Origin of the sequence: Chryseobacterium indologenes (genome assembly GCF_001295265.1) — a bacterium.
GTDB lineage: Bacteria > Bacteroidota > Bacteroidia > Flavobacteriales > Weeksellaceae > Chryseobacterium > Chryseobacterium indologenes_A.
Window position 1 is genome coordinate 95172 of the sequence record NZ_LJOD01000005.1, and the last position, 26732, is coordinate 121903.

21 protein-coding genes and 1 riboswitch are annotated in these 26732 nt (G+C 39.3%); of the genes, 5 read left to right on the top strand and 16 right to left on the bottom strand.

The window, feature by feature from the left end; genetic code table 11:
* The 6 genes from AOB46_RS09425 to AOB46_RS09450 form a co-directional block, all read right to left on the bottom strand.
* Positions 1-1263: a serine hydrolase domain-containing protein gene (locus tag AOB46_RS09425; protein ID WP_062698651.1), complete on the bottom strand. Its 1263-nt coding sequence runs from the start codon at positions 1261-1263 to the stop codon at positions 1-3.
* 136 nt (positions 1264-1399) lie between these two features.
* On the bottom strand, positions 1400-2329 hold the full coding sequence (locus tag AOB46_RS09430) for a 2-hydroxyacid dehydrogenase (RefSeq protein ID WP_062698652.1): 930 nt from the start codon (positions 2327-2329) through the stop codon (positions 1400-1402).
* Between the two features lie 100 nt (positions 2330-2429).
* Positions 2430-2972, bottom strand: coding sequence for an acyl-CoA thioesterase (locus AOB46_RS09435; protein WP_062698653.1), 543 nt, complete (start codon positions 2970-2972; stop codon positions 2430-2432).
* Complete coding sequence (locus tag AOB46_RS09440; protein ID WP_062698654.1) at positions 2960-3712, bottom strand: hypothetical protein; 753 nt, start codon at positions 3710-3712, stop codon at positions 2960-2962. The genes AOB46_RS09435 and AOB46_RS09440 overlap by 13 nt, the downstream gene beginning before the upstream one ends.
* A gap of 138 nt (positions 3713-3850) precedes the next feature.
* The gene (locus tag AOB46_RS09445; RefSeq protein ID WP_062698656.1) at positions 3851-5989 is read right to left on the bottom strand and encodes a TonB-dependent receptor; all 2139 of its coding nucleotides are present in this window, start codon (positions 5987-5989) and stop codon (positions 3851-3853) included.
* A gap of 295 nt (positions 5990-6284) precedes the next feature.
* A complete protein-coding gene (locus tag AOB46_RS09450) occupies positions 6285-6989 on the bottom strand; it encodes a WG repeat-containing protein (RefSeq protein WP_241489186.1) in 705 nt (234 codons plus the stop codon).
* Between the two features lie 371 nt (positions 6990-7360).
* On the opposite strand from AOB46_RS09450, the gene AOB46_RS09455 reads away from it, so the two are divergent.
* Positions 7361-10144 (top strand): bifunctional aconitate hydratase 2/2-methylisocitrate dehydratase, encoded by a 2784-nt coding sequence (locus AOB46_RS09455; protein ID WP_062698660.1) that lies wholly within the window; start codon positions 7361-7363, stop codon positions 10142-10144.
* Between the two features lie 308 nt (positions 10145-10452).
* Entirely contained in the window at positions 10453-12723 is a 2271-nt protein-coding gene (locus AOB46_RS09460) for an aconitate hydratase (protein ID WP_062698662.1), read from the top strand.
* Between the two features lie 187 nt (positions 12724-12910).
* Here the strand turns inward: AOB46_RS09460 and AOB46_RS09465 are convergent, their stop codons facing one another.
* A complete protein-coding gene (locus tag AOB46_RS09465; RefSeq protein ID WP_062698664.1) occupies positions 12911-13594 on the bottom strand; it encodes a LytR/AlgR family response regulator transcription factor in 684 nt (227 codons plus the stop codon).
* The gene (locus tag AOB46_RS09470; protein ID WP_241489187.1) at positions 13581-14339 is read right to left on the bottom strand and encodes a sensor histidine kinase; all 759 of its coding nucleotides are present in this window, start codon (positions 14337-14339) and stop codon (positions 13581-13583) included. Before AOB46_RS09470 ends, AOB46_RS09465 begins: the two co-directional genes overlap by 14 nt.
* 455 nt (positions 14340-14794) lie before the next feature.
* On the opposite strand from AOB46_RS09470, the gene AOB46_RS23200 reads away from it, so the two are divergent.
* The 3 genes from AOB46_RS23200 to AOB46_RS09480 all read left to right on the top strand — a co-directional run bounded on the left by AOB46_RS23200 (position 14795) and on the right by AOB46_RS09480 (position 18249).
* Positions 14795-15007: a hypothetical protein gene (locus AOB46_RS23200; RefSeq protein WP_131724346.1), complete on the top strand. Its 213-nt coding sequence runs from the start codon at positions 14795-14797 to the stop codon at positions 15005-15007.
* Positions 15008-15048: 41 nt separating this feature from the next.
* Positions 15049-15888, top strand: a complete 840-nt coding sequence (locus tag AOB46_RS09475; protein WP_062698668.1) for a DUF5694 domain-containing protein — start codon at positions 15049-15051, stop codon at positions 15886-15888.
* 135 nt (positions 15889-16023) lie between these two features.
* Positions 16024-18249: an outer membrane beta-barrel family protein gene (locus AOB46_RS09480; protein ID WP_062698670.1), complete on the top strand. Its 2226-nt coding sequence runs from the start codon at positions 16024-16026 to the stop codon at positions 18247-18249.
* Between the two features lie 97 nt (positions 18250-18346).
* Here AOB46_RS09480 and AOB46_RS09485 read toward each other — a convergent pair whose 3' ends face one another.
* From AOB46_RS09485 to AOB46_RS09520, 8 genes are all read right to left on the bottom strand, one after another.
* The gene (locus tag AOB46_RS09485; RefSeq protein WP_062698672.1) at positions 18347-19057 is read right to left on the bottom strand and encodes a HesA/MoeB/ThiF family protein; all 711 of its coding nucleotides are present in this window, start codon (positions 19055-19057) and stop codon (positions 18347-18349) included.
* Positions 19054-20184: a 2-iminoacetate synthase ThiH gene (thiH, locus tag AOB46_RS09490; protein ID WP_062698674.1), complete on the bottom strand. Its 1131-nt coding sequence runs from the start codon at positions 20182-20184 to the stop codon at positions 19054-19056. The genes AOB46_RS09485 and thiH overlap by 4 nt, the downstream gene beginning before the upstream one ends.
* Before the next feature lie 8 nt (positions 20185-20192).
* Positions 20193-20969, bottom strand: a complete 777-nt coding sequence (locus AOB46_RS09495; protein WP_062698675.1) for a thiazole synthase — start codon at positions 20967-20969, stop codon at positions 20193-20195.
* Between the two features lie 317 nt (positions 20970-21286).
* Complete coding sequence (locus tag AOB46_RS09500; RefSeq protein WP_082377061.1) at positions 21287-21901, bottom strand: thiamine phosphate synthase; 615 nt, start codon at positions 21899-21901, stop codon at positions 21287-21289.
* A gap of 19 nt (positions 21902-21920) precedes the next feature.
* A complete protein-coding gene (locus AOB46_RS09505) occupies positions 21921-22508 on the bottom strand; it encodes a thiamine phosphate synthase (RefSeq protein WP_062698678.1) in 588 nt (195 codons plus the stop codon).
* Positions 22505-24316 carry a phosphomethylpyrimidine synthase ThiC gene (gene thiC, locus AOB46_RS09510; RefSeq protein ID WP_062698680.1) on the bottom strand — a complete coding sequence of 604 codons (1812 nt, stop codon included), beginning with the start codon at positions 24314-24316 and terminating at the stop codon, positions 22505-22507. The genes AOB46_RS09505 and thiC overlap by 4 nt, the downstream gene beginning before the upstream one ends.
* Before the next feature lie 12 nt (positions 24317-24328).
* Positions 24329-24535 carry a sulfur carrier protein ThiS gene (thiS, locus tag AOB46_RS09515; protein WP_062698682.1) on the bottom strand — a complete coding sequence of 69 codons (207 nt, stop codon included), beginning with the start codon at positions 24533-24535 and terminating at the stop codon, positions 24329-24331.
* Between the two features lie 57 nt (positions 24536-24592).
* A riboswitch (TPP riboswitch) is annotated at positions 24593-24690 on the bottom strand.
* A 94-nt stretch (positions 24691-24784) separates the two neighbouring features.
* Positions 24785-26614 (bottom strand): T9SS type A sorting domain-containing protein, encoded by a 1830-nt coding sequence (locus AOB46_RS09520; protein WP_062698684.1) that lies wholly within the window; start codon positions 26612-26614, stop codon positions 24785-24787.
* Positions 26615-26732: the final 118 nt, after the last annotated feature.

The window sequence follows — 26732 nt, forward strand, 5'->3', positions numbered from 1 at the left end:
TTATTCTCCATAAACTTCATGTCCGGCTTCTAAAGTATCTTTATTATCATTCATAACGCTGTGAAGTTTATCTTTCTGAAGAGGAAAATCTTCAAATAATCCCGACAGCGCAAGAGCTGTATACACTTTGTTTGAATATTTGTTTCCTATCGCCACAATCGTCACTTTTGATTTCAGCAAATGGGCAAAAACAGAGTTTGTTCCATGCCACCAGCCGTTGTGATAGGTAAGTTTTTCACCATTATCAAAAATCTTCATTCTGAAACCAAGTCCGTAATTATTCATTCCTGCTTTTTCATTGCTGTAAGGAGTAAAGATCATCTGCATCAGCTCCGGTTTTAGGAAATCTTTTGAAAACATGGCTTTTGAAAAATTATAAAGATCCCTTGGTGTTGTATATACATTCTTATCCCCATAAATAAGATCCAGACGGTCTAAAGGGTAAAGTCTGTTTGCCCCGTAATAGAAAGACTGTGAGGCGGTAGGAATATCTTTTTCCTGAAAGATAAAGCTGTTGTTCATTTTTAGAGGAGTAAAGACCATTTCTTTCATTGCCTGCGGGAAAGGTGTTTTCGTCACTTTCTCAATTAGCAGGGCCAGCATGGCAAAATTAGTGTTGCAGTACATAAAACCTGTATCGGTATCTCTTGCCATATCAGGCTTGTACCTGATGATCATATCCAGAATATCCTGATTGGTAAGAAAAGGTTTGGAAAGTTCTGCGGGTACCGGCTGTATCTTTGTAATAAAATACTCGTATTTGGGAAGACCGCTTCTTTGGTCCAGTAAGGTCTGTACGGTTACATCAGGATAAGGAAAACCCGGAAAATATTGGGTAAGATGATCTGAAAGCTTAATTTTTCCTGCCTCAACAAGCTTCATCATTGCCATAGCCGTTAAAGTTTTTGAAACAGACGCTACGTGCAGCGGTGTATTTTTATCAATCGGCATTTGTTTTCCTTCTCTTCCGAAGCCTCTGTAGTTTTCATAGAGAATCTCATCTCCTTTTGCTACCAGAATTCCACCACTCAGATCGCTCCCCTCCCAGATTTTTTTATAGTACTGGTCAATATACCCAACCAGTGACTGCTTGTCTGAAAGCTGTCCGTCCGCTTTTGTAAAAACTTTATCCAGATCCACATTGCCATAGTTCGGAAGATTGGTTGTACTTGCGGCTGCAATCTCTTTGGATTCAGATTTTTTATTGCAGGAAAACAGGGATAAAAAAACAGTTAAAATGAGTATACAGTTGCGCGTCTTCATGTGGTTTAAAAATGAGCGGCAATTTAATAAAACTGCAAAAAAAATATTGGATATGACAGGGATATTATGAATTATTTAACATTATCACTGCATAAGAAGGGAAAAAGAAAAAATCAGAATACTTTTTGTTTTTTGGCTAACAATAGGAAGCTGTAATTTTATCTACAATAAACTGTGCCAGCTTTTCCTTGCTCTGATGCGTCCATCCTGCAATATGAGGCGTAACGATCACTTTTTCGGAATCCAGAAGGTATTTGAGATCTTCATTTTCAGTTTCCAGGTGTTCAAAAGATGATTTTTCGTATTCCAGAACATCAAGACAGGCACCTTTTATCTTTCCGGATTTCAGCCCGTCAACTAAACTTTTAGTTTCTACATTTTTTCCTCTTGCCGTATTAACGAAATAAAAGTCATTTTTCATCTCTGAAATAAACGTTTCATCTACAAGATAACGGGTATCGGAAGTGAGCGGAATATGAAGGCTTACTATTTCCGCCAACTGCTTCAGCTCCTCCAGGCTGACCTGTTGTGCAAATTCATCAGAAAGTCCCGGAAGGATATCATGAAAAATCACTTTACATCCGAATCCGGAAAGTCTTTTTGCAGTAGCTTTTCCCATATTTCCGTACCCGATAAGGCCTACGGTTTTCCCAAGCAGCTCATCACCCCTGTTCTCTTCACGCTTCCAGATTCCGTTTTTTACTTCCTGTGAGGCAATAAACAGGCGGTTCATCAGAACCAGCAGCATTCCTACAACATGCTCTGCCACAGAGTCTCTGTTTCCTTCCGGTGAATTAATCAGCTGAATGCCCAGTTTCCCGGCTGCAGGAATATCAATATTTTCCATACCAGCTCCTACTCTTGCAATAAACTTCAGGTTTTTACCTTTCTCCAGAAAGTTTTTATCTAAAGGGATACGGCTTCTGATAATTACCCCGTCGTACTGTTCAATCTTATCACAAACCTCATCATAAGAGGAACTAAAATCCTCTTCCAGCACAAAATTTTTAGCTAGAAGCTGTTCTGTAATAAGGGGATGATTTTTATCGAGAAGAAGGACTTTCATAAATTCAGCACAAAAGGTTTAGCAAATAACACCATAGTGGTACTCGTTGTACAAATTGTATAAACCTGTACAGACTTGGTGTTATTTGCGTTTGGAAAAATTATTTTTTATCTTTTTTAGGCTCCTGAGGTTCCTGGAAAAGTTTTTTAAGTTCTACAGACTCCAAAGGCTTCATTCTTCCGGAAAGAATCAGTGAAAGCTCTTTTCTTCTGAATGCGGCAGCGTGTCTCAGTTTTTCTTCTTCTGTTTCCGGGATCATGTCCGGAATAGGAATAGGACGGTTGAACTCATCTACAGCTACGAAGGTATAAATTCCTTCATTGGTGTGAATTTTTTTCTGATTGATTGGATCATCCAGCCACACATCCACGTATACTTCCATGGAAGTAGAGAATGCTCTTGAAACTTTAGATTCAAGAACCACTACTCCTCCTTCGGGAATAGGATGATTGAAGGAAACGTGATTTACTGAAGCTGTTACTACTCTTCTTTCACAGTGTCTTGCTGCAGAAATAGACGCACAACGGTCCATTTTTGCTAAAAGCTCACCCCCAAAAAGGTTTCTCAGAGAGTTGGTTTCGTTCGGAAGAACGATATTGGTCATAATGGTCAGGGATTCTGACGCTTTTTTTACTTTTGCCATTTTTTAGTGTTGTTTGGAGCTGCCGGAGTTGGTTTTACTTGCTGTCCGGCTGGTTGTGTCAGTGAATCTTTCTTCAGGGAATCAGATACCGCAGGAACTGGACTTTGTACAGGGGCTTTTGTGGTATCTTTGGGAACAATCCTGTGTGTGGATGTCTGTACAGAAACAGTATCAAAAGATCTCTTTCCGAAAAGCAGCTCTCTCTGGGTAAATGCATAATATAAAATACCAGCAACCGGAACTGCTAAAAGAAAGGTCCAGAGAATAGATTTTTTTAACTGATAATCTTTTTCCCTGTTTTCTGTGCTGGTGACCTGCTCCCCGTTATTGATATCAGAAATCCGGATTTCCTCCAATCCGTAAAAATCAGGATGTCCTGCCTCTATTCTTTTCCCTTTAAAATGGGTATCTCCATCTTCAGTTATTACGGTGCCCAGATTCTGAATTTCAAGGAGCTGTTCAGCCTGCAGTTTTTTCTTCCAGAAATCGGTCTGGATCTTTAAATCACTTTTGGAAGCTTCAAGAGACATCTGTTTTTGGGCTGCTATAAAAGCTGCCAGCTCATCAGAGACCACCTCGTAATCCACGGCAAAGACAATCTCACTTGCAGGCGGAAGAATGCTCCCGTTTTCAGAATTAATGATTGCTTTCGAATTTTTAAGCGAAAACACGCCGAAACCAGGAACCTTCACAGTACCAAATTGTTTCAGATATTCTAAAATGTATGCAGAAATATTCATTTGGCAGCAAATTTATAACTTTTTCATGACTTTTGAAGACATTTCCTTTAATATGAAAAAAGACCACCGAAGCAGTCTTTTGATGATTATATACTAAAACGATGTTATTAAAATCGGTTTTATACTTTACCTTCCCTGTTATTGAATTTTCCAGCTGATCCCAAACATAAAATTAGTTCCTGCCTGTGAAAAATAATAAGGTTCTCCTCCGTAAACAGCTCCGTTATTTACATATTTTTTATTAAACAGATTGTTTACCAGCAGTTTCAGGGCAATATCATTATTGGCAATTTTAAACTGATACTGGGCATTAAAATCGGTAAGGAAATAATCTTTTAACTGTAAATTTTTATCTTCTGTATTATCCAGATACTGCTTTCCTACATATTGATTCATCAGAGCAAGCTGGAAACTCTTCGAAGGACTGAACTTCAATCCTAGGTTCGCAATAACATCTGGCGAGAATGAGATCTGGGTATTTCCCAGATTAACTAAATTCCCCTTGTTTTTGATATTAAAATCCTGATTCCTGTTCTGGCTTAAACTCACATTTCCGGATAGTTCCCATTGTTTTGAAAGTTTTGCTAAAGCACCAAGCTCAATTCCTCTTCTGTAACTTTTCCCTGAATTGGTTCTGATGAAAGCTCCTACATTATTAAGCTCTCCGTTTAAAACCAGCTGATTGACATAATACATGTAGTATAAATTCGCCGTAAATGACACAATCCCGAACTGCTTTTCAATTCCTGCTTCAAAATCATGAAGCTTTTCAGCTTTCACGTTGTTGTCGCTCATCAGGTCATCCCTGTTTGGTTCGCGGTGCGCATGGGCATAGGAAAGAAAAACTTTCCCGTTTCCGATCTTATAATTCACTCCGGCTTTCGGATTGAAAAACAGCCAGTTTTTATTGAGATTTCCGCCTTCTCCATCTCCAGCGGTAATGATTTTTGTATTGTAATCGATATTTCTGAGCTGAAGATCTCCAAAAAATTCAAAGCGGTCCCCCATTCTCCATAGCGCTTTTGCAAAACCTGCTATTTCACTTTTTACGGAACGGTTCCTGTAATATTCATACTCGTTGATTTCCGGAAAATAAACGCCTGTCACATTTCCGAAATGCCTCCCGTAATACTGGTTGGCTACCACACCGAAATTCAGGTCTACATTTTCCAGCTTTCCGTAAAGAGTGGAAACTACCCCATAGAAGTCATTGTCCAGCCATTTCTTTCGGATAAAGTCTGTCACCTCAACCGGAGAGCCGTTTACAATTGGAACAGCCAGGTTATAATCTCTGTAATGTGTACCCTCATCATCCGTTTCATCTACTCTTTTATAGTTTTCATAATACCCTTTTCCTTTGGTATAGTGCAATGTTGTTTCCAAATTCCAGCGGTCACTGAATTTCTGCTCCCAGAGCAACTGGTAATGATTTTGTCTGTAATTATCCGTTTCATTATCATAAAACCTTTCTTCCCCGGTGAACAGATCGGTATACTGCCCTGAATAATTGAATTTAGGATTGGTCTCCCAGGTAGCCCGGTCAATACCGTTCCATGCCTGATAGGTTTTTTCCTTACCTCCGAAAGCCATCAGACGAAGCCTGGTTTTACCTTCCTCAAACAATGCGGTAAAATTGTAAGAGTCCAGATTGGACGAAGCCCGATCAATATAACCATCGGAATGAATTTTAGTATATCTTCCCATCACAGACAGCCTGTCTTTCCAGAATTTTCCGGAACCTAATTCAGCTGAATATTTGTAAGTATTGAAAGAACCGTAGCTGTCGTCCGTCCTGAAATACATTTTCTCATCCGGTTCTTTTGAAATCACATTGATACTTGCCCCGAATGCAGAAACTCCGTTATTGGAAGTCCCTACTCCTCTTTGGATAACAATTTGTGAAGCAGAGCTCGTAAGATCCGGAACATTAACAAAAAAAGTCCCCTGACTTTCAGAATCATTATACGGAACTCCGTTCATCATTACATTGATTCCTCTTCCTGCTACCCCACGAATCCTGAATCCGGTATATCCAACCCCATTTCCGGCATCGGAAGTTGAGATTACGGAAGTCTGGTTTTTTAAAAGAATCGGAAGATCCTGCCCAAGATTCCTGCTGTCCACATCTTTCTGAACATTGATGATCTCTTTGGCAACGGGAAGTCTTTTGGTAAAATTAACCGCTTCAATTTCCCTGATTTTCAGAGAATCTTTATGCTGTGCCTGGATAAAGGCAGAAGAGCCTACAGTAAGCCCTAAAAAAAATAATCCTTTCATTCTATAAATCTTTAAAATTTAATGAATAAAAGGGGCGGATTATGATAAGTAATGAGTAAGTGATAATAAGTAATATTCTGATAATTGTTCATTATCTATTACTAGTGCTCATTTTTAATTTCCCTAAACAGCATTATCTGTTCCAGGTTCATTGGGTATAATCTCAGCTTGTTACAGCACCCCTTTATTTCAGCCGCGAAATTACAAAAAATAAACGGAATAAGAGAAAACCTGAATTACAGGCAGCAAATGGCCGATAATTCCGTACTGAAAACGAGCCTCATATCTTAAAGGTTTAATACGTTTTATTATCTGCGTCAATGTAATAATAATTGGTTCCGTCTTTAGTCACTTCGAACATTTTCCCGAGTTTCCAGCTAAAGTTTCTTTTAATATTGGAATATTCGAAAGGGATGATAATTTTATTATGAACATCAATCACCCCGAATCTGTCGTTATGGGAAGCCACTATCATAGGATTAGAAACATCATCTCCCTCCATAATAAACAGATACTGATACTGAGGATAGATCTGAAACTGCCGGTAATCCATGGGATTTTCAAAGGTTGCCTTCTCAATAATCCCGTAAAAACCGTTCAGCACATAGGCCTGGTAAAGCTGCTGCTTATATTCTTCAAACTTACATTTCCCTAAATCCTCTTCTTTGAACTGATATACCCTTTTCCCGGATTTATCTACCCGGTAGGAAATCATATCTTTTTCTACGGTAGCATAGTTTTTTGTGCCGAATTTTCTGACTTTTTCATTCGGAGAATTCAGAAGATTGCAGTCTTCATAAAAGAAAACAGCAATATGATATTCCGGCTGAATGATGAATTTCCCGTTCTGATTGACATACCCGAATTTCCCGTCCTTTTTCTTGGGAATGAGAACCGGAAGGTCCTTTTTAATCACGACAAGATCAGGATTGGTTTTAGCTTCTGACTGAGTTTTTTTTGCGGTAATTTTTCCTACCCCTTTAACCGGAATTTTTTTCACAGATTTAGTCTGCGAAAAAATGAAAATCGAAATAAAAACGCACAAAAAATTAAGGATATTTTTCATATTCATCATTTGCCTGCAAAATTACGGCCAAAATAGAAATTATCAAATTCATATTTATAAAGAATCTAAATAAATTCATTCTCATAAAATCGTAAAATTTCGTAATTTTGGGCAACATTTTGAATTGTTTAATAATTTTAAAACTTTTAGAAAAAGTGTAGGTTACACTAGCTTTTATGCCGGTTAATATCGCAGCTCGGAATGCGAAAAAAATCAGAATGTTATAAACCCGCCGGTAAAGAAGAAAGACAGTATCAAGAGCTGCTTTTTTAAGACACCTGCCTTTACAATGAAAGACTTCTATTATGAATATGTATAAGGATTACATCAAAGAGATTGAAGAAAGAAAAAACCAGGGGCTTCATCCAAAGCCGATTGACGGTGCTGAATTACTAAGCGAAATCATTGCACAGATTAAAGATTCAGACCATGAATACAGGAAAGATTCTCTTCAATTTTTTATCTACAACACCCTACCAGGGACAACAAGCGCAGCTGGTGTAAAAGCTAAATTTTTAAAAGAGATCATTCTGGGTGAATCCGTAGTAGAAGAAATATCTCCTGCTTTCGCATTTGAATTATTATCTCACATGAAAGGAGGTAAGTCCATCGAAGTATTATTAGACTTAGCTTTAGGTAATGATGCTTCCATTGCTCAACAGGCAGCAGAAGTTCTTAAGACTCAGGTATTCCTTTATGAAGCAGACACCAACCGTTTAAAAGAGGCTTACAACAGCGGTAACCCAATCGCTAAAGAAATTTTAGAAAGCTACGTAAAGGCTGAATTCTTCACAAAACTTCCCGAAGTAGCTGAAGAAATCAAAGTAGTTACTTATATTGCCGGGGAAGGAGACATTTCCACAGATTTACTTTCTCCGGGTAACCAGGCACACTCAAGATCAGACCGTGAGCTTCATGGTAAATGCATGATCACTCCTGAAGCTCAGGAAGAAATCAAAGCTTTGCAGGCACAACATCCGGATGCAAGCGTAATGCTTATCGCTGAAAAAGGAACAATGGGGGTAGGATCTTCCAGAATGTCAGGGGTAAACAACGTAGCTTTATGGACCGGTAAACAAGCAAGCCCTTATGTACCCTTTGTAAATATCGCTCCAATTGTAGGAGGAACAAACGGTATTTCCCCAATCTTCCTTACTACTGTTGATGTTACCGGAGGTATTGGTATTGATCTTAAGAACTGGGTAAAGAAAACAGACGAAAACGGAAATCCTGTTCGTAATGAAGCAGGTGAAGTAGTTCTTGAAGAAGCGTATTCGGTAGCTACAGGAACTGTTTTAACCATCAATACAAAAGAAAAGAAATTATATAACGGTGATCAGGAACTGATTGACCTTACGAAGTCCTTCACACCACAAAAGATGGAATTCATCAAAGCCGGAGGATCTTATGCCATCGTATTCGGTAAAAAGTTGCAGACATTCGCAGCTCAGGTTCTGGGTGTTGAGGCTCCTGTTGTTTTTGCTCCATCCAAAGAAATTTCTCATGAAGGACAAGGTCTTACGGCTGTTGAAAAAATCTTCAACAGAAATGCTGTAGGAACAACACCGGGAAAAGTATTACACGCAGGTTCTGATGTACGTGTAAAAGTTAATATCGTTGGTTCACAGGATACAACAGGTCTTATGACTGCCCAGGAGCTTGAATCCATGGCGGCAACTGTCATTTCCCCGACGGTTGACGGTGCTTACCAATCAGGTTGCCACACCGCTTCAGTTTGGGATAAAAAAGCTCAGGCTAACATTCCTAAGCTAATGAAATTCATGAATGATTTCGGATTGATCACTGCTCGTGACCCGAAAGGTGAATACCACTCAATGACTGATGTTATTCACAAAGTTCTTAACGACATCACTGTAGACGAGTGGGCCATCATCATCGGAGGAGACTCTCACACAAGAATGTCTAAAGGGGTTGCTTTCGGAGCAGACTCCGGAACAGTTGCTCTTGCATTAGCCACAGGTGAAGCATCCATGCCGATTCCAGAATCTGTAAAAGTAACTTTCAAAGGAACAATGAAGCCTCATATGGATTTCCGTGATGTGGTTCATGCTACTCAGGCTCAGATGCTGAAGCAATTCGGAGGAGAGAACGTATTCCAGGGAAGAATCATTGAGGTTCACATTGGAACACTTCCTGCCGATCAGGCATTTACCTTTACAGACTGGACCGCAGAAATGAAGGCTAAAGCGTCTATCAACATTTCCGAAGACAATACTCTGATTGAGTCATTGGAAATTGCTAAAGGCAGAATCCAGATCATGATTGACAAAGGAATGGATAACCACAACAAGGTTCTTCAGGGATTAATTGATAAAGCCAATAAGAGAATTGAAGAGATCAGATCAGGTGAAAAACCTGCTCTTACTCCTGATGCCAATGCTAAATATTATGCTGAAGTTGTTGTAGATCTTGATGTAATCGTAGAGCCTATGATTGCTGATCCGGATGTAAACAACGAAGATGTCTCCAAGAGATATACGCACGATACCATCAGAGACCTTTCTTACTATGGTGGTGAGAAAAAAGTAGATCTTGGTTTTGTAGGATCCTGCATGGTTCACAAAGGAGATCTTAAAATTGTTTCTCAGATGTTGAGAAACCTTGAAAAACAACAAGGTAAAGTAGAATTTAGCGCTCCTCTTGTAGTTGCAGCCCCTACTTACAACATCATTGATGAGTTAAAAGCTGAAGGTGACTGGGAATTATTAGAGAAATACTCAGGTTTTGAATTTAATGATAATGCTCCAAAAGGTGAAGCCCGTACACAATATGAAAACGTAATGTACCTTGAGCGTCCCGGATGTAACCTTTGTATGGGTAACCAGGAAAAAGCAGCAAAAGGAGACACTGTTTTAGCAACTTCTACCCGTCTTTTCCAGGGAAGAGTGGTTGAAGATTCCGAACGTAAAAAAGGAGAGTCTTTACTGGCTTCAACACCGGTAGTTGTTCTTTCTGCCATCATCGGAAGAATTCCAAGTATTGATGAATACAAGGCTGCTGTTGAAGGTATTGACCTTACCACTTTTGTACCTTCTATTAAGGAATTAACCAGTACAAGTGCTCACTAATAAGAATTGACAAATAAGTCGCAAGACTGTTGAAATTATACCAATGAAAGATTTTAGTCCTTTATGATGTAAAATCTTTCATTTTTTTGTTTAGAATCGTTCTATTTTAAGTTAGATACGACTTTTTTTCGGAAAAATCCAGAAAACAGAATCTATTTTTTCTTAAATTGAAAGTTATAAAATCTCTTGGTTTTAGAATTAAAACTATGGATTATAGGAACGTTTTTTGCTGTATAAACAAACGACTTTTCTTTTTCATACAACAGAAAAAGAAGCATTAACGGAAAAAGAACAAAACTAAAATAAATATGACTTTTGATATTGATATGATCAAAAAGGTGTATGAGCGTTACCCGGAAAGAATTGCTGCGGCAAGACAAATTGTGGGAAAACCTCTTACCCTTTCAGAAAAAATTCTTTACACCCACCTTTGGGAAGGAAATGCTACACAGGCATATGAAAGAGGAAACTCTTATGTAGATTTCGCGCCGGACAGAGTAGCGATGCAGGATGCAACAGCGCAAATGGCGCTTCTACAGTTCATGCAGGCCGGGAAAGCAAAAGTTGCTGTTCCTTCAACAGCTCATGCTGACCACCTCATCCAGGCGAAGGTAGGTGCTGATAAAGATTTACAGGAGGGTATCAACAAAAATTCTGAGGTATTCAATTTCCTTAGTTCTGTATGTGATAAATACGGAATTGGGTTCTGGAAGCCGGGAGCGGGTATCATTCACCAGGTTGTATTGGAAAATTATGCTTTTCCGGGAGGAATGATGATCGGAACTGACTCTCACACAGTAAATGCAGGAGGATTGGGAATGGTTGCTATTGGTGTAGGAGGTGCCGATGCAGTAGATGTAATGGCCGGAATGGCCTGGGAGCTTAAAATGCCTAAACTTATCGGAGTTAAATTAACCGGTAAAATGAACGGATGGACTTCTGCTAAAGATGTTATTCTGAAAGTAGCAGGAATTCTAACCGTAAAAGGAGGTACAGGATGTATCGTAGAATATTTTGGTGAAGGAGCAGAATCTCTTTCAGCAACAGGTAAAGGTACAATCTGTAACATGGGTGCCGAAATCGGAGCTACGACTTCCACTTTCGGATATGATGATTCAATGAGAAGATACCTGGCCGCAACAGGAAGACAGGATGTGGTAGATGCTGCTGATAAAATTGCAGAACACTTAACAGGTGATGCTGAAGTATATGCCAACCCTGAACAGTATTTTGATCAATTAATAGAGATCAACCTTTCTGAACTGACTCCTCACTTAAACGGACCTTTCACGCCTGACCTGGCAACTCCTGTTGCTGAATTCAGGGCTAAAGCTGAGGCTAACGGATGGCCTCTTGAGGTAGAATGGGCTCTTATTGGCTCATGTACCAACTCTTCTTATGAAGATTTATCAAGAGCAGCTTCCATTGTAGAGGATGCAGTATCGAAAGGAGTAAAACCTAAAGCAATTTTAGGAATTAACCCGGGTTCTGAACAGGTAAAGTTCACAGCAGAAAGAGACGGGTTCCTTAATTCTTTCAGAAAATTTGAAAATGCAAGAATCTTCACCAATGCCTGCGGACCATGTATAGGTCAATGGGATAGAGAAGGAGCGGAAAAAGGAGAGAAAAATTCCATCATCCACTCTTTCAACAGAAACTTTGCGAAAAGAGCTGACGGTAACCCTAATACTCACGCATTCGTAGCTTCTCCGGAAATGGTAGCGGCAGTGGCAATCTCAGGAAGACTAGACTTCAACCCGATTACCGATACTTTAACTAACGAAGCCGGTGAGCAGGTAAAGCTGGATGAGCCTAAAGGTTTTGAACTTCCGGCAAAAGGATTTGCGGTAGATGACAACGGGTATCAGGCTCCATCAGAAGATGGCTCCGGTGTTGTAGTCAACGTAAGCCCTACTTCAGACAGACTTCAGCTGTTAGAAGAATTCCCGGCATGGGATGGTAAAAACATTACAGGAGCAAGAGTATTAATCAAAGCTTTCGGGAAATGTACAACTGACCACATTTCTATGGCAGGGCCATGGCTGAAATACAGAGGTCACTTAGACAATATTTCAAATAATATGTTGATTGGAGCAGTTAATGCTTACAACATGGAAACCAATAAGGTTAAAAATGAACTAACCGGCGAATATGGTGAAGTTCCGGCAGTACAAAGAGCTTACAAAGCTGCAGGCATTCCAACTATTGTTGTGGGAGACCAGAACTATGGTGAAGGTTCTTCAAGAGAACACGCTGCTATGGAGCCCAGACATCTTGGTGTAAAAGCAGTACTGGTAAAATCGTTTGCGAGAATTCACGAAACCAACCTTAAAAAACAAGGGATGCTGGGAATTACTTTCGCTAATGAGGCTGATTATGACAAAATTCAGGAAGATGACGTTGTAAACTTCCTGGATCTTGACCAGTTTGCCCCAGGAAAACAACTGACTTTAGAATTCATTCATAAAGATGGAACTAAAGATATCATTATGGCTAACCACACCTATAATGATCAGCAGATCGACTGGTTTAAGGCAGGTTCTGCTCTTAACCTGATCAAACAACAGGAAAAGAATTAATTGTTAGATTGATTAATCATAAAAAAGACAGTTTCTCAGGAAGCTGTCTTTTTATTTTATAAGGAATTGTCTCGGTTTCAGATCAATGATAGAGGTACTGATTTTCAGAATATTTAATATAAACCGGATTACAAACAGGTTTTTTGATAAAAATATATAAAAACTCATAAGTGTCCGAATAGACTGTTTATTTTAGCTTATTCATCAGGTTTGCTCTGTAGCTCTCTCCAATCGGAATTTCCTGTTCAGACTCCAATACTAATTTTTTAAGCCCTATATTTTTAATTTTATCCAGATTAACGATAAAAGATTTATGAATCCTTACAAAAGCTTCAGAAAGCTGAAGCTCCAGAGATTTTAGCGTATCCAGAACAATATATTCTTGATCTGTTGTCCGGATATTTACATAATCTTTGATGCTTTCTATATAAAGGATGTCATTATAATTAATCCGATGCTGCTGCCCTGAAGATTTAACGAAGAAATACGGTTCTTTTTTATTTTCAGAAAAAGAAAAACGCTCCCGGGCTTTTTCCACGCTTTTATAAAACCTATCAAAGGAAATAGGCTTCAGGAGATAATCTACCACATGATGTTCATACCCTTCCAGTGCATATTCCGAATAGGCTGTCGTTAAAATATACTTATGGGTATCACCCACAATCTTCATAAAGTTGATTCCTGTAAGTTCCGGCATCTGAATATCCAGAAAGATAAGGTCACAATTATTATTCCGGATATATTCCAGCGCTGTAATGGGATTTTCTGCAGAAAAGACCAGTTCTAAAAAGGGGACTTTACGCACGTAGTTTTCCAGCAGCGAGATAGCCAGCGGTTCATCATCAACAATAATGCATTTAATGGTTCTCATGGGGAAAAGTTATTTTCAAATCTACTACAAATTCAGATTCGTTTTCATGAACGGACAATTGGTGGGCAGGATATAAAATTTCAAGCCTTTTTCTAACATTTTCAATACCAATTCCTGAAAAATCATCCTTGGATCTGTTGTTCTTAAAATTATGAAGATAAAAATGCAGAAATCCTTTTCCATCTGATATTTTAAGTTCAAACCCTTTATTTCTGAAATCACCATGTTTAAAAGCATTTTCTACAAAAGGCACCAGCAGCATGGGAGAGATTTCCTGATCCGGATTATTAATATTCTTTTCAAAGACCAGCAATTCCGGGTTTTTAATTCTTAAACTTTCTAAAGCAATCAGACTTTCAATATAGCCTATTTCTTTTTCCAGCCGGATCACAGGCTTTTCAAGATCTTTTGTACTGTACCTCAATAAACGACTCAGCTCTTCTATGGCGGGAAGCGCCTTTTCGGAGTTCTGATACACCAAAGAGTAAATGTTATTCAGAGAATTAAAAATAAAATGCGGATTGATCTGCGTTTTCAGCGCCTGAAGCTCTGCATCTTTCTTTTCGGTCATAAGTATATTCTTTTCAGCCTCCATGGCAGAATACAATTTAAAAATACATAAAACCGTACTTACAAAAATGGTAATAAAACTGAAATAAATATTATCATAGAAATAAAAAGCCAGCCCTGTCCCTTCCGCATAATTTCTTATTCCAAATAAAGCAGGTAAAAGAGTCTCTTCCACAGAATACCGTATAATAACAAAACAGAAAACACTGACAAAATATCCAATAATGATCTTATAAAATTTATTAAGGTCAAAAAATTTCGGAACGACCCAAAAGTAATTAATGTAGAAACAGCAAAAACTGGTGAAAAAAAAAGTAGCAGAAAAAATAAGATATATTTCATTTAGTTTTTTAATGCTAAAATTGAATTCTAGCACTTCTTTAATGAAATAAAGACACCAGTAGAAAATATGAAGGAATAAAAGCTGTTTCTTTTTCATAGCATAAAAATAAAAGTTACACCAGACAAACCCTACAAATTTTCGATGAACCCAGTAAAATTTCCGATAAAACTTATTTGCCGTAAAAAATAACGGTTTCATCTAATTGGTGTTTTCCCCTCAGCTTTTTCCCGATAGTTTTACAAAAAATAATTCCGCCCACAATATCAGCAATTATTATAGAAATAAACATGAAAAAAATAACCATTTTCACTTCAGCATTATGCAGTATGTTTTTCTCTGCTCAAACGACGGGCGATACGGTAAAAGTGAAAACTATTGAATCTGTATCTCCGGAAGGAAAGAAAAAAATTATAGTACGTAAGGTTGACAGCTTTGGTAATCAGAAAGTAAAATCCAATACCAGAGCGGTGGATTTTGAAGAAAAACAAAGAGCTCAATAACTTAGAAACTTTTAATCTTCTCTATATAAAAACTAATAGCCATGAAAACTATTTTTTATACCCTGCTTTTATGTCTTCCTGCATTGATGACCGCACAGAAGAAGCCTTCAGACTATTTTCACAACCCAAAGACCAAGGTTCTTGTGGTAGGCACTTTCCATTTTGATTATCCTAATCTTGATGCCCACAAAACTCTGAAAGAAGACCAGATAGATGTATTGTCTCCGAAAACATCAAAAGAGGTTACAGAGCTTGTTAATTATATCAAGAAATTCAAGCCTACTAAAATCGCTATCGAAGCCTGGCCGGAATGGAATGCCAATCAGAAACTAAAGGAGTACAGTGAAGGCAAACACCGCAATCAGCGTGATGAACGCTATCAATTGGCTATGCGGATTGCCAGTGATCTTAAAATCAGGGAGCTTTACAGCGTAGATGCAGGATCTGTTCAGGATGACCTCATGGAAAAACTGGGTAAAACAGATTCTGTTTATTTTAAAAACCTTCTTAAGGATTATGATTTTAAAAGTGATGACCCGGTATCACAAAGCTTTACAGCCTTTTATAAAAGTTCGGAACCTAAAAATTTTAAATCCCTGCTGGATAATTTTATGTACATGAACAGTAAAGAATACCATCAATACGGCTATGGAGCTTATCTTAGCGGAGATTTCAAACTGAGACAGTACGATGGAGCAGATATGCTGGCTCTGTACTGGTATAACAGAAACCTGAGAATGTTCCGGAATATTCAGAATATTCCCCATAATACTGAAGACAGAATCCTTGTGATTGCCGGCAACGGTCATGCTGCAGTATTCAGACAGCTTTTTACGTATTCCGCGGAATACGATTTTGTAGAATTTTCTTCACTTAAATAGCTCTGTCATTACGTATTACCGTAAAACATCACGGTATTAACAAATCTTTGACTGAACTAAAATTTCAATTTTATGTGTTCTTTCGTAACAAATTTCATTTTCCGGCGTCTAACTGGATAGATGTAAAAAAACATTATGAAAAAAACTATATTGACTTTATCGCTGTTGGGCTCTATTTTCGCCTATTCACAGGAAAAGAACAATGCCACGAAAGAAAAACAAATTGAAGGTGTTGTAATCACCAAAACTAAAAAAGCCGTTGAACAGAAAGCAGACCGTACTATTTTTGATTTTTCAGAACAGCCTCAGCTGAACACCGGAAACGTTCTTGAGGGAGTAAAAAAGCTTCCGGGGCTGGTTTCTACAGATATTGCAGGAATGATGTATCAGGGGAAAATGCTTGATGTTTATCTGAACGGAAGACCTTTAAATATTACGTCTAATGACCTGAATTCTTTTCTTGAAGGGATGCCCGCCAATTCTGTAGACAGAATTGAAGTTATCACACAGCCGGGTGCAGAATTTCCCGCTACTTCAGGAGGGGCTATCATGAATATCATCACGAATAAAAATGCCAATAAGTATTTAACCGCTACTTATTCCGGAAATTATTCATTCTCGGATTATGATAAATACAGAAGCAGAACGAGCAATTCTGTGAATTTAAATGCCAGAAACAAGTATTTCGGATGGCAGCTGAACGTAGGTCAGAACTATCGTGAAAATATGATGAATAACCAGCAGGATGAATTGCTGAACAGCTATACAGACAGGGTAAGCCGCGGCTATTTTGCCAAGGCCGGTGTTACTTTTGATCTTGGCATGGACAGGTTATTGCTAAACTATGACATTTATCACAATAACAACGATAATTACACGTTAAGCAGCGGGTTTGCAACGAAAGTAATCCCGGATATTACCAACCCTGATGGATATTACCTGAAGGACTACACATTTAATAACAATTTTGACGCGTCAAATTCCAATAATGTAAGACAGGAAGCTGTGGTAACGTATCAAAAACGTTTTGATGACAAATCGAAAAAGCTTGATTTCCAGTTTGGCTTTACCAAATCAGATAATAAATTCAATCAGGATAACATTCTGAGATACGAACGTTTTACAGACGGGCAGCCTGTGAATAATCTTACAGGGAATATTCTGAACAACAGCACGGATATGAGAATTGCGAATCTGAAAGTAGACTATTCGCAGCCAATCAAGCTGATGGACGGAGGAAAGGTAAGCTTCGGAGGTTTATATGAAAAAATGGATTTTGATACGGAAAGCAAAGGAATAACCAACCTGGAGTACCAAAGACAGACGGCTTCTACTTATCTTGAATTCCAGGCTAAGCTGAAAAAATTTGATTTCATTTTGGGAGGTCGTGCTGAGAATTATGATATTTCAGGAGTTACAAGAATGTACAGCTCACAAAAGGGTCTGACAGAAGCTGATCTTATTCCTTTCAATAAGTTTAAGTTCTTCCCGAATGCCAGTGTGCAGTACAGCCTAGTGAACCAGGTGAATGTTATTGCAAATTATAACAAAAAGATTAGTCTTCCGAGTATTTCTGCCCTGAACCCGAACAATACAACCTTTGGAGGTCCCAATACCCAGATCAACGGTAACCCGAATCTTCAGCCGACCATATTTGACAACTATGAGGTGAAAGTTTCTGCTTTTGACTATGCTTTTGTGGGATATAGCGTGAGCTCAGCAAAAAATCAGGTAGCACAGCTTATCATGAGAGACGGAAAGAACCTGTATAATCAGCAGGTAAATATTTCCAATATGAGAATCCATAATTTCAATGTGGGTCTTCCTATTCCGTTTATGATTTTCAGCAAGCCTATGAGCGAGATTATGAAATTCAACTTCAATCCGGACAAGATCAACTTTATGTATCTTTATGCAGGCTATCAGAAGCATGAGATTGACAACCTGAATAACAAAGGGTTCTGGATCTTCAATGTGATGACCCAGCTTCTTCTTCCTAAAGGAATAACCCTGAATGCGAATTACAGCTATTTAACCCCGAAAGGAAGCTACTTTTATTTTACAGCAGACAAACCATTCAACAACTCTCTTAACCTTACTTTAACCAAGAAGTTCATGGATAAGCGTCTGACGGTTTCTCTGTTTGCGAATGATATTTTCAATTCTCAGGTAATGCAGGCTCATTCCAGCCCTCTGCAGGGATTGCCGGTAACGATCCGCTCTAAAAATGACACGAGGAATTTCGGAATTTCAATCAATTATAAGATTCCAACCAAAAACAAGCTGGCAAAAGAGGATCCGAACATCCTGAACCAGACGAAAAAAGAAGAAAGCGGAGGAGTAATGCAGACCCCGCAGTAACAGATAAACGGAGGCAGTACAAGGGTTACTGCCTCTTTTTATTTTAAGAAGAAAACTAATTATTTTTATACGTATGATGCCTGAGAACCATAGCCCATTAAAAATCTACGGTCTGGAATCTCCAGTTCAAAGTATCAACAAGGGTGAGCTGGTTTAAGATAACCGGAAGATCTGCGATAATTTTTAAAGTCTGCATGGCCATCATGCTACCTATTATTCCGGGAAGCGCTCCCAGAACACCAAGGCGGTCGCAATCGGGAATATCTTCATCAAAGGGAGGTTCAGGAAACAGGTCTCTCAGATCCCTGCTTCCATTATGGTTAAACAGGGCAATCTGGCCTGAAAACCCGTAAATACTTCCATATACCAAAGTTTTTTTCAGTTTCACACAGGTATCGTTCACCAGGTATCTTGTTGAAAAATTATCTGATCCGTCAATAACAATATCATACGGATCTAGTATTTCTTCGACATTGGCTTCATTTATTTTTTCCTCAATTCCGATATATTTAACCTGATGATTCAGATTCTCCACAAACCGTGCAGCGCTTTTAGTCTTCGGTATTCCGACAGTGTGTTCATTGTGGATGACCTGACGGTTCAGGTTATGGAGTTCAACCTCATCAAAGTCTGCCACTCCCAGAGTTCCCACTCCTGCCGCTGCCAGATACTGAATAACGGGACTTCCCAAACCTCCGGCTCCTATCATCAGAACCTTGGCAGCCTGTATTTTTTTCTGGCCTTCCAGCCCTATTTCTTCTACGAATATCTGCCGGCTGTACCGTGCAAAAACATCTTCTTTCTTCATATAGTTGGTATAAAACCGCTATAAACAGGCTCCCAGTCTTTCATCACCGGATCATATCCTGCCCTTTCAATAACTCTTCTGATCTCTTCCATACTGCGATCGTCACTGGTTTCAAACTGTTCCAGAGATTCTTTATCCACAGCATAACCACCGGGATTCGTTTTAGAGCCTGCGCTCATGGCTGTTGCGCCCAGGGAAATAATATGATCTCTGAATTTTTCATTTTCACGGGTGGAAATGGAAATCTCAAGGTCTTCATTCCAGATCCTGTAGGCACAGATCAACTGAAGCAAATCTTTATCTTCCATAATAAAATTAGGTTCAATAATTCCTTCTGCCGGCCTTAATCTGGGAAAAGAAACTGAAAAGCGGCTCTTCCAGTATGTTTTCTGCAGATAATCAATATGAAGCGCATTAAAAAAACTGTCCACTCTCCAGTCTTCCAGACCGAGCAGGACGCCAAGGCCAATTTTATGGATTCCCGCTTTTCCTATTCTGTCCGGTGTTTCCAGCCTGAAATGAAAGTTTGATTTCTTTCCTTTCGGATGATATTCTTTATAAACCTCCTGATGATAGGTTTCCTGATACACCAGCACAGAATGTACACCCTCCTGATGAAGCATTGAGTATTCTTCTTCCGATAGCGGCTGTACTTCGATGGAAATATTAGCAAAATGAGGCCTGAGCAGGCGAATGGCATTCCGAAAGTATGAAATTCCTACTGTTTTATTGGCTTCCCCACTTACCAGCAGCACATGATTCACCTCCATTGATTTTAAAACGGAAGCTTCCACCATAATTTCTGTATCTGAAAGCGTTTTCCGCCTCAACGCATTATCCAGACTGAAGCCGCAGTATGTACAGATATTCTGGCATTCGTTGCTGAGATACATCGGGGCATATAACTGAATGGTTTTACCAAAGCGTTTCTGAGTGGCTGCCCGGGTCATTTTCGCCATCAGTTCCAGCTTTTCAGCAGCAGCAGGGGAAAGCAGATTAAGAAAATCATCCAGCGTTTTGTGGTTTTTCTGAAGACTGTTCAATACATCAGAAATAGTTACTTTTTCCAGTCTTGTTTTTACTTCATCCCAATGGTAGTGTTCAAAAATATGTCTAAAGGTGCCCATTAGCAGTATTATTCAAATAAAAATGAGGTTAACGGGCTGGAAGCTTCCGCTTGATTGATTATTGCTCCCAAACCTGCTTCAAATGCTCTTCTTCCTGCAATAACCCCTTCTTTAAAAGCAACAGCCATATTCACAGGGTTTCCGGCCACAGCGATGGCAGTGTTTACAAGAACTGCATCCGCTCCCATTTCCATGGCTTTGGCGGCATCTGAAGGTGCTCCTATTCCGGCATCTACCACTACAGGAACATTGCTCTGGCTGATGATAATTTCAAGAAAATCCAGTGTTCTCAACCCTTTATTGGTTCCGATTGGTGCTCCCAAAGGCATAACTACCGCAGTTCCGGCATCTTCAAGACGTTTGCAGAGTACAGGATCTGCATGGATGTACGGCATTACCACAAACCCCAATTTTGCCAGCTCTTCCGTTGCATACAGGGTTTCAATAGGATCCGGAAGAAGGTATTTCGGATCAGGATGGATTTCGAGTTTCACCCAGTTGGTTTCCAGGGCTTCTCTTGCAAGCTGTGCTGCCAATACAGCTTCTTTAGCAGTTCTTGCTCCTGAAGTATTGGGAAGCAGGTGTACATGCGTGCTTTTGAGCGAATCCAGCAATCCGTCTTCTTCAGCCTGGGAATCAATTCTTTTCAGAGCCATCGTTACCATATTGGTTCCGGAAGCGGTAACGGATGCCGCCATTTCTCCAAGGTTCCCGAATTTGCCGGTTCCCAGAAACAGTCTTGATTCAAATACCCGGTCTGCTATTATTAATTTTTGATTGTTCATATTCAAATATTTGTTTTTTCTAAATCATACCCCTGCTTCAATTTTCATTTATAGTTGGTAACAAAACTGTTCAAACTTTTTTATTAAACCACAACGTCACAAAAGTTTTATTTAAACCCTTTAGTGATTTTTAAGTTTAAATACCTTGCGTATAGAAGTTCACATAAGTCTTTAAAATCTTTGATTTTTATTTTTTTGAGAACTTTTATCATATCTAATATCCACGCAAATAGCCTTGTACCTTTTAGCTACGTCCAACCATCGGTTTGTGGATAAGTTTAAACAGACTTAACGTAAAATTTAGTGTATTGCAATTTTTATATCATTACTTTTTTAAAATCTTTAATCATAGACGGCTGCCTGGTAATCTCTCCTGAAACTGCAGCTCCATAAATACCGATCTGCTGCAAGGGCAAAATATCTTCAAGGGTAACACTGCCAATCGCAAAAATCTTAGGGATTTCCAATGATTTTCCTTTCAGATTCTCAACAATCTTCCGGTATCCTTCAAAACCCAGAACAGGACTTAGTTTTTCTTTGGTAGCGGTAAACCTTAAAGGGCCCAGACCAATATAATCACAGGCCTCATTCATCCTTTGAAGAACATCGGCTATGGTATTGGCCGTCCCTCCTATTATTTTATGATTTCCCAAAATCCGCCTTGCTTTTTCAACCGAATCATCATTAAGCCCTAAGTGTACTCCGTCTGCATCGGTTTCTTTTACCAATTGAATATGATCATTGATGATAAGAGCGGCTTTATATTCTGAGCACAGCTTCTTTGAAACTTCACAGAGGCTGATCAATTCATTTTCCGGGGCATTTTTCCACCGGACCTGAATCCATTGTATTCCGTTATCCAGAGCATTCCGGATGTTAAACTCCTGTTCTTTTTTTGTATTTCCCTGTGATATATATTGTAATTTTTCCATTATTGATTCGTTATTTTGATTACAAAAGAGCATTTCTCCTGCATTTCTCAAATGCTTGTACAGGATCGTCACTTTCCCAGATTCCGCCCAGCAGAGCCACCCCATCCACTCCATAATCCAATACTTCTTTTATATTTTTTTCATTAATTCCTCCCAGAGCAACCAGTTTTAAATCAGGATTGTTCCGACAGGATATTTCATGAATAACTTTCGTATTTTCACCATATCCTTTTTTTGAAATACTCGGGAAAACCGGGCTGATAAAAGCATATTCCCAATCTTTGTCCAGTGTATTGTAAGTTTCAATATCATGGACAGATGTTGAAAGAATACCTTTACCAATGTAAGCCTTATACTCTCCATTCAACCGCATTTCTTCCCTAAAGTGAAAACGGGAGATATTATATTCATCTGCCAGCTCATAATGACTATGAAGGACCATCTGAGAATAAAAAGCAGCATCAATTCCATCAAGGAAATCCGTCATTTCATTCCTGCTGATAAAAGGTTTTCTGATATGAAGTAAATCCAGGCCTTTCCGAAACAGTTGACTGACCATATCCGTTTCATCAGGAACCGTCAGTTCAGGAGTGATAACAATGATCATATATAAATTTCCTTTCCTTTTTCTATAAATTCCTGTGATTTATCCAGCATTCCCTTTTCCGCAGATTCCCTGATCTCCTGGGTAATTTTCATGGAGCAGAACTTAGGTCCGCACATGGAACAGAAATGGGCTATTTTTGCACCTTCTGCCGGCAGGGTTTCATCATGGTAAGCTCTGGCGGTATCCGGATCTAGTGACAGATTAAACTGATCTTCCCACCGGAATTCAAATCGTGCCTTGCTTAATGCATTGTCTCTGTACTGTGCACCGGGATGTCCTTTTGCCAGATCAGCTGCATGAGCCGCCAGTTTATAGGTAATTACTCCGTCTTTCACATCTTTTTTATTGGGAAGTCCCAAATGTTCCTTTGGCGTTACATAACACAGCATCGCACACCCGAACCATCCGATCATAGCCGCTCCGATTCCGGAAGTGATATGATCGTAACCCGGGGCAATATCTGTCGTTAGCGGGCCTAATGTATAAAACGGAGCTTCATGACATTCTTTCAGTTGTTTATCCATATTTTCTTTAATCATATGCATCGGAACATGCCCTGGACCTTCGATCATAACCTGTACATTATGCTTCCAGGCAATTTTCGTCAGCTCACCTAAGGTTTCCAGCTCAGCAAACTGCGCAGCGTCATTGGCATCGGCAATGGATCCGGGACGAAGGCCGTCTCCCAGGGAAAAAGCAACATCATATTTTTTCATGATCTCACAGATCTCTTCGAAATGGGTATACAGGAAATTTTCCTTATGATGATAAAGGCACCATTTTGCCATGATAGAACCGCCTCTTGAAACAATTCCGGTCACTCTGTTAACTGTTAAATGAATATATCGCAGCAGGACTCCCGCATGAATGGTAAAATAAGATACCCCCTGCTCTGCCTGCTCAATAAGAGTATCCTTAAAGATTTCCCATGTAAGATTCTCAGGAATTCCTTTTGCCTTTTCCAATGCCTGGTAAATTGGAACCGTACCGATTGGTACCGGGCTGTTTCTGATGATCCATTCTCTTGTTTCATGGATATTTTTCCCCGTGGAAAGATCCATAATGGTATCAGCTCCCCAGCGACAGGCCCATACTGCTTTTTCAACTTCCTCTTCTATGCTTGACGAAACAGCACTGTTTCCGATATTCGCATTGATTTTCACAAGGAAGTTCCGCCCGATAATCATGGGCTCACTTTCCGGGTGGTTGATGTTATTCGGAATTATGGCTCTTCCTGCTGCTATCTCATCCCTTACAAATTCAGGAGTGATCTTACTTTTTGGAGTATTGGCTCCGAAACTGTTTCCTGAATGCTGAAAAGCCATTTCTTTTGAAACTGATTGCAGCTGCTCGATTCTTTGATTTTCACGGATCGCTACATATTCCATTTCCGGAGTGATAATACCTTTTTTCGCATAATAAAGCTGGGTTACTTCTCTTCCTTCTCTGGCTACTTTAGGATTGTGGTTATAGGAGAAACGCAGTTCATTAAGACCGGGATCTGCAAGACGGGCTTTTCCGTATTCTGAAGTAATACTGTCCAGAACATGAACATCTTCCCTATCAAGAATCCACTGTTCCCTGATTCTCGGCAATCCTTTCAGAATGTTAATTTCTGAACTTTCATCGGTATAAGGTCCTGAGGTATCATAAACCGTTACCGGAGGATTATGTTCAGGAGTACCGTTGGTGAGTTTTGTGGGACTTAACTGAATTTCGCGCATGGCGACCTTTACAGGATGTATTGTACCTTCAACATAGACTTTCTTAGAGTTTGGAAAAGGTGAACGTGTGATTGAATGAGCCATAAGTATATTTTATTAGCCGCCCTGGGCAGCTGTGATGATTAATACTGAATCTCTGTTATTGAGAGTTGTCTCTGCCCAAGCGGACAGTGGAATAATACGATTGTTGAGGGCTACGGCAATTCCTTTTTTCTTTCCGGGAAGTTCCATAGCCATTAGTGCCTCCAGATTTTCGGGAAGTACAGCAAATATTTTTCGGGTGTGGTTGATTGTAAGTTCCATTCCTAATAATTTAAATACACTTTAGGAATGGCCGTTATTGTACAATAGAATGCACAGCAAAAGTCACCTACTTTTCCCTACGCTGGTATAATCCAGATCAGGTTCAAAGGGTAAAGTCTCAGTCTGTTTTGTAGCAGACACCCCTAAAGTATGGGACGAAGTTAGTTATTTTTTCAGAACAGGCAAAATTAGTTTTTAAATAAAAAAAGCGATGGAAACCACCGCTTTTCTGTTCTGAATATCATTTTTTTATTTTTTAATGATTTTATGAGACGATTTTGTTCCGTCTTTATACTGAACATTAAGAATATACAATCCGGTTTTAAGTTCTGACAAGTTCATTTCTGAAGAAATATCCTCTATTGTTCTGATGATCCTTCCCGAAACATCCACGACAGAAACTGATTTTACTTTATCCCAATCAGAAATAGAGATTACATCACTGAATGGATTTGGGTAGATTTTCAGAAGATCTTTTTTAGCGACTTCTGAAGTCCCTAAAGTCTTAGGCTCATAGGAAATGTTATCTATAGAAAGACTTCTTGCCGGAGTTCCCGGGTTTTTCAGAGCCAGCCTTGTAACACCTGCCGGTAAAGCCGGAATATCAAAAGAAAACGGATATACGGCGGTAGTTGTAGCAACACTGAACGTTGTTAATTCAACAAAATTATTTGAGGTATCCAGGTAACCAATCTGAAGGATACCACCGGCAGTCACAGCAGCTTTCGCATCAAATTTCAGTCTGTAGTTCCCCGACTGTAGTGTACTCATTGCAGGAAGTGCTACATAAGCAACATAAGTAGTTCCTGATGTCCATAAATAGAGGGTATTACTTCCTGTAATGGTAGTACTATTTGAAATGTGTCCTCCCGTGGTTGTTCCAAGATTAGTCCAGCAGGAAGGTAAAACACCTGCATTACCATTGGTTACTCCCTGATATCCCTCAAATCCTTCAAAATAAGCTCCGGGAAGGGCTTCACACTGTGTTGCAAAACTTGTTGTTGGGGACCAGTTGCTTTTATCATTTGGGTTACATACTGAACGTACCCACACAAAGTAATTGGTACTTGGCTGCAACGACAGCGTTGCAGAAAGTCCGGTAATTCCCGTCTGGCTAGGTTGTGTAGATGAGTTAGGCACTGTATTGGAAGTTGAGTAATACACATCATACCCATTGGAAGGAGGTGTAGATGACGCACTCCAATTTACAGTAGCTGCAGTAGTGGTTATCCCTGTTACATTGATCCCCGAAGGAGCCAAACAGGTTGGCGGTGTCCAGGTATAGGTTAACCCTGCTGTAGGCATTCCCGGAATGGAACTTGTAGAGTTAAATGCCTGACTGCTGTTGTTGGATGTTCCTATTGTAGAATTGATGAATTCCAGAGATGAAGCATTCAGCCTGTTATTAAAATCGCTGTTCGAGCTTCCTCTCAGTCCTATCTGAACGGTTGAAGAAACCTCCGTATTTCCTACTAAAAATGCTCCGTTGTTGTACATGGTTTTGATAACATTGGAAGTCTCCTGCAAAATGATCTGAAAGGAAAAGGCATAGACAGATGTTGTCGAAGTACTATAAGAAGGCCTGAAATCTTTCCATTGTATTACCATTTCACGGTTGGGAGCTGTCCCTCTGGTTTCCCAGCTGATATTTCCCGTTGTACTATTGATATTGAATATACTGTTAAGATCTTTTCCCCAGGCAGAAATAGCTCCACTATATCCCGCAGTACTTGATATGGGAGAATACGCACTGCTGGAGGGAGCTGTTGAGCCAAAGGTAATAAAACCGTTTGTGGAAACATTAATAGAATTATAAGCCGCCCCGTTAAAAGTAAAATCAAAAGGCAGACTAAGTGGATAAATAGTATCATCAAGGCTTGTAGAAGCTGTATTCCCGGTAGCCTCAGCTATAACAGTTCCTGAAATGGGAGTATATGTTCCTGTGGATTGGGAGAAGACATAGCCACTTACCTGTGCATACATACTGGAGCTCCCCAATAAAGCAGTCAGCCCCAATAATGCACTCTTTACGTAATTTGTTCTTTTTTCCGGTAGAAAAAATGGATAAAAATGCTTCATATAAGTTAGATTTTTAAATTTAAAACTAAGATACGAAATAATCAATAGAATTTTAAATTCAATAAAAAATCATCAATAAAAGCATTTTTTGTTTATTTAATTCACTAAAACTAAATGA

Excerpts from the sequence above, each read along its gene's own strand:
- AOB46_RS09425 (WP_062698651.1), bottom strand. The coding sequence starts at position 1,263 with ATGAAGACGCGCAACTGTATACTCATTTTAACTGTTTTTTTATCCCTG.
- AOB46_RS09430 (WP_062698652.1), bottom strand. The coding sequence starts at position 2,329 with ATGAAAGTCCTTCTTCTCGATAAAAATCATCCCCTTATTACAGAACAG.
- AOB46_RS09435 (WP_062698653.1), bottom strand. The coding sequence starts at position 2,972 with ATGGCAAAAGTAAAAAAAGCGTCAGAATCCCTGACCATTATGACCAAT.
- AOB46_RS09440 (WP_062698654.1), bottom strand. The coding sequence starts at position 3,712 with ATGAATATTTCTGCATACATTTTAGAATATCTGAAACAATTTGGTACT.
- AOB46_RS09445 (WP_062698656.1), bottom strand. The coding sequence starts at position 5,989 with ATGAAAGGATTATTTTTTTTAGGGCTTACTGTAGGCTCTTCTGCCTTT.
- AOB46_RS09455 (WP_062698660.1), top strand. The coding sequence starts at position 7,361 with ATGAATATGTATAAGGATTACATCAAAGAGATTGAAGAAAGAAAAAAC.
- AOB46_RS09460 (WP_062698662.1), top strand. The coding sequence starts at position 10,453 with ATGACTTTTGATATTGATATGATCAAAAAGGTGTATGAGCGTTACCCG.
- AOB46_RS09465 (WP_062698664.1), bottom strand. The coding sequence starts at position 13,594 with ATGAGAACCATTAAATGCATTATTGTTGATGATGAACCGCTGGCTATC.
- AOB46_RS23200 (WP_131724346.1), top strand. The coding sequence starts at position 14,795 with ATGAAAAAAATAACCATTTTCACTTCAGCATTATGCAGTATGTTTTTC.
- AOB46_RS09475 (WP_062698668.1), top strand. The coding sequence starts at position 15,049 with ATGAAAACTATTTTTTATACCCTGCTTTTATGTCTTCCTGCATTGATG.
- AOB46_RS09480 (WP_062698670.1), top strand. The coding sequence starts at position 16,024 with ATGAAAAAAACTATATTGACTTTATCGCTGTTGGGCTCTATTTTCGCC.
- AOB46_RS09485 (WP_062698672.1), bottom strand. The coding sequence starts at position 19,057 with ATGAAGAAAGAAGATGTTTTTGCACGGTACAGCCGGCAGATATTCGTA.
- thiH (WP_062698674.1), bottom strand. The coding sequence starts at position 20,184 with ATGGGCACCTTTAGACATATTTTTGAACACTACCATTGGGATGAAGTA.
- AOB46_RS09495 (WP_062698675.1), bottom strand. The coding sequence starts at position 20,969 with ATGAACAATCAAAAATTAATAATAGCAGACCGGGTATTTGAATCAAGA.
- AOB46_RS09500 (WP_082377061.1), bottom strand. The coding sequence starts at position 21,901 with ATGGAAAAATTACAATATATATCACAGGGAAATACAAAAAAAGAACAG.
- AOB46_RS09505 (WP_062698678.1), bottom strand. The coding sequence starts at position 22,508 with ATGATCATTGTTATCACTCCTGAACTGACGGTTCCTGATGAAACGGAT.
- thiC (WP_062698680.1), bottom strand. The coding sequence starts at position 24,316 with ATGGCTCATTCAATCACACGTTCACCTTTTCCAAACTCTAAGAAAGTC.
- thiS (WP_062698682.1), bottom strand. The coding sequence starts at position 24,535 with ATGGAACTTACAATCAACCACACCCGAAAAATATTTGCTGTACTTCCC.
- AOB46_RS09520 (WP_062698684.1), bottom strand. The coding sequence starts at position 26,614 with ATGAAGCATTTTTATCCATTTTTTCTACCGGAAAAAAGAACAAATTAC.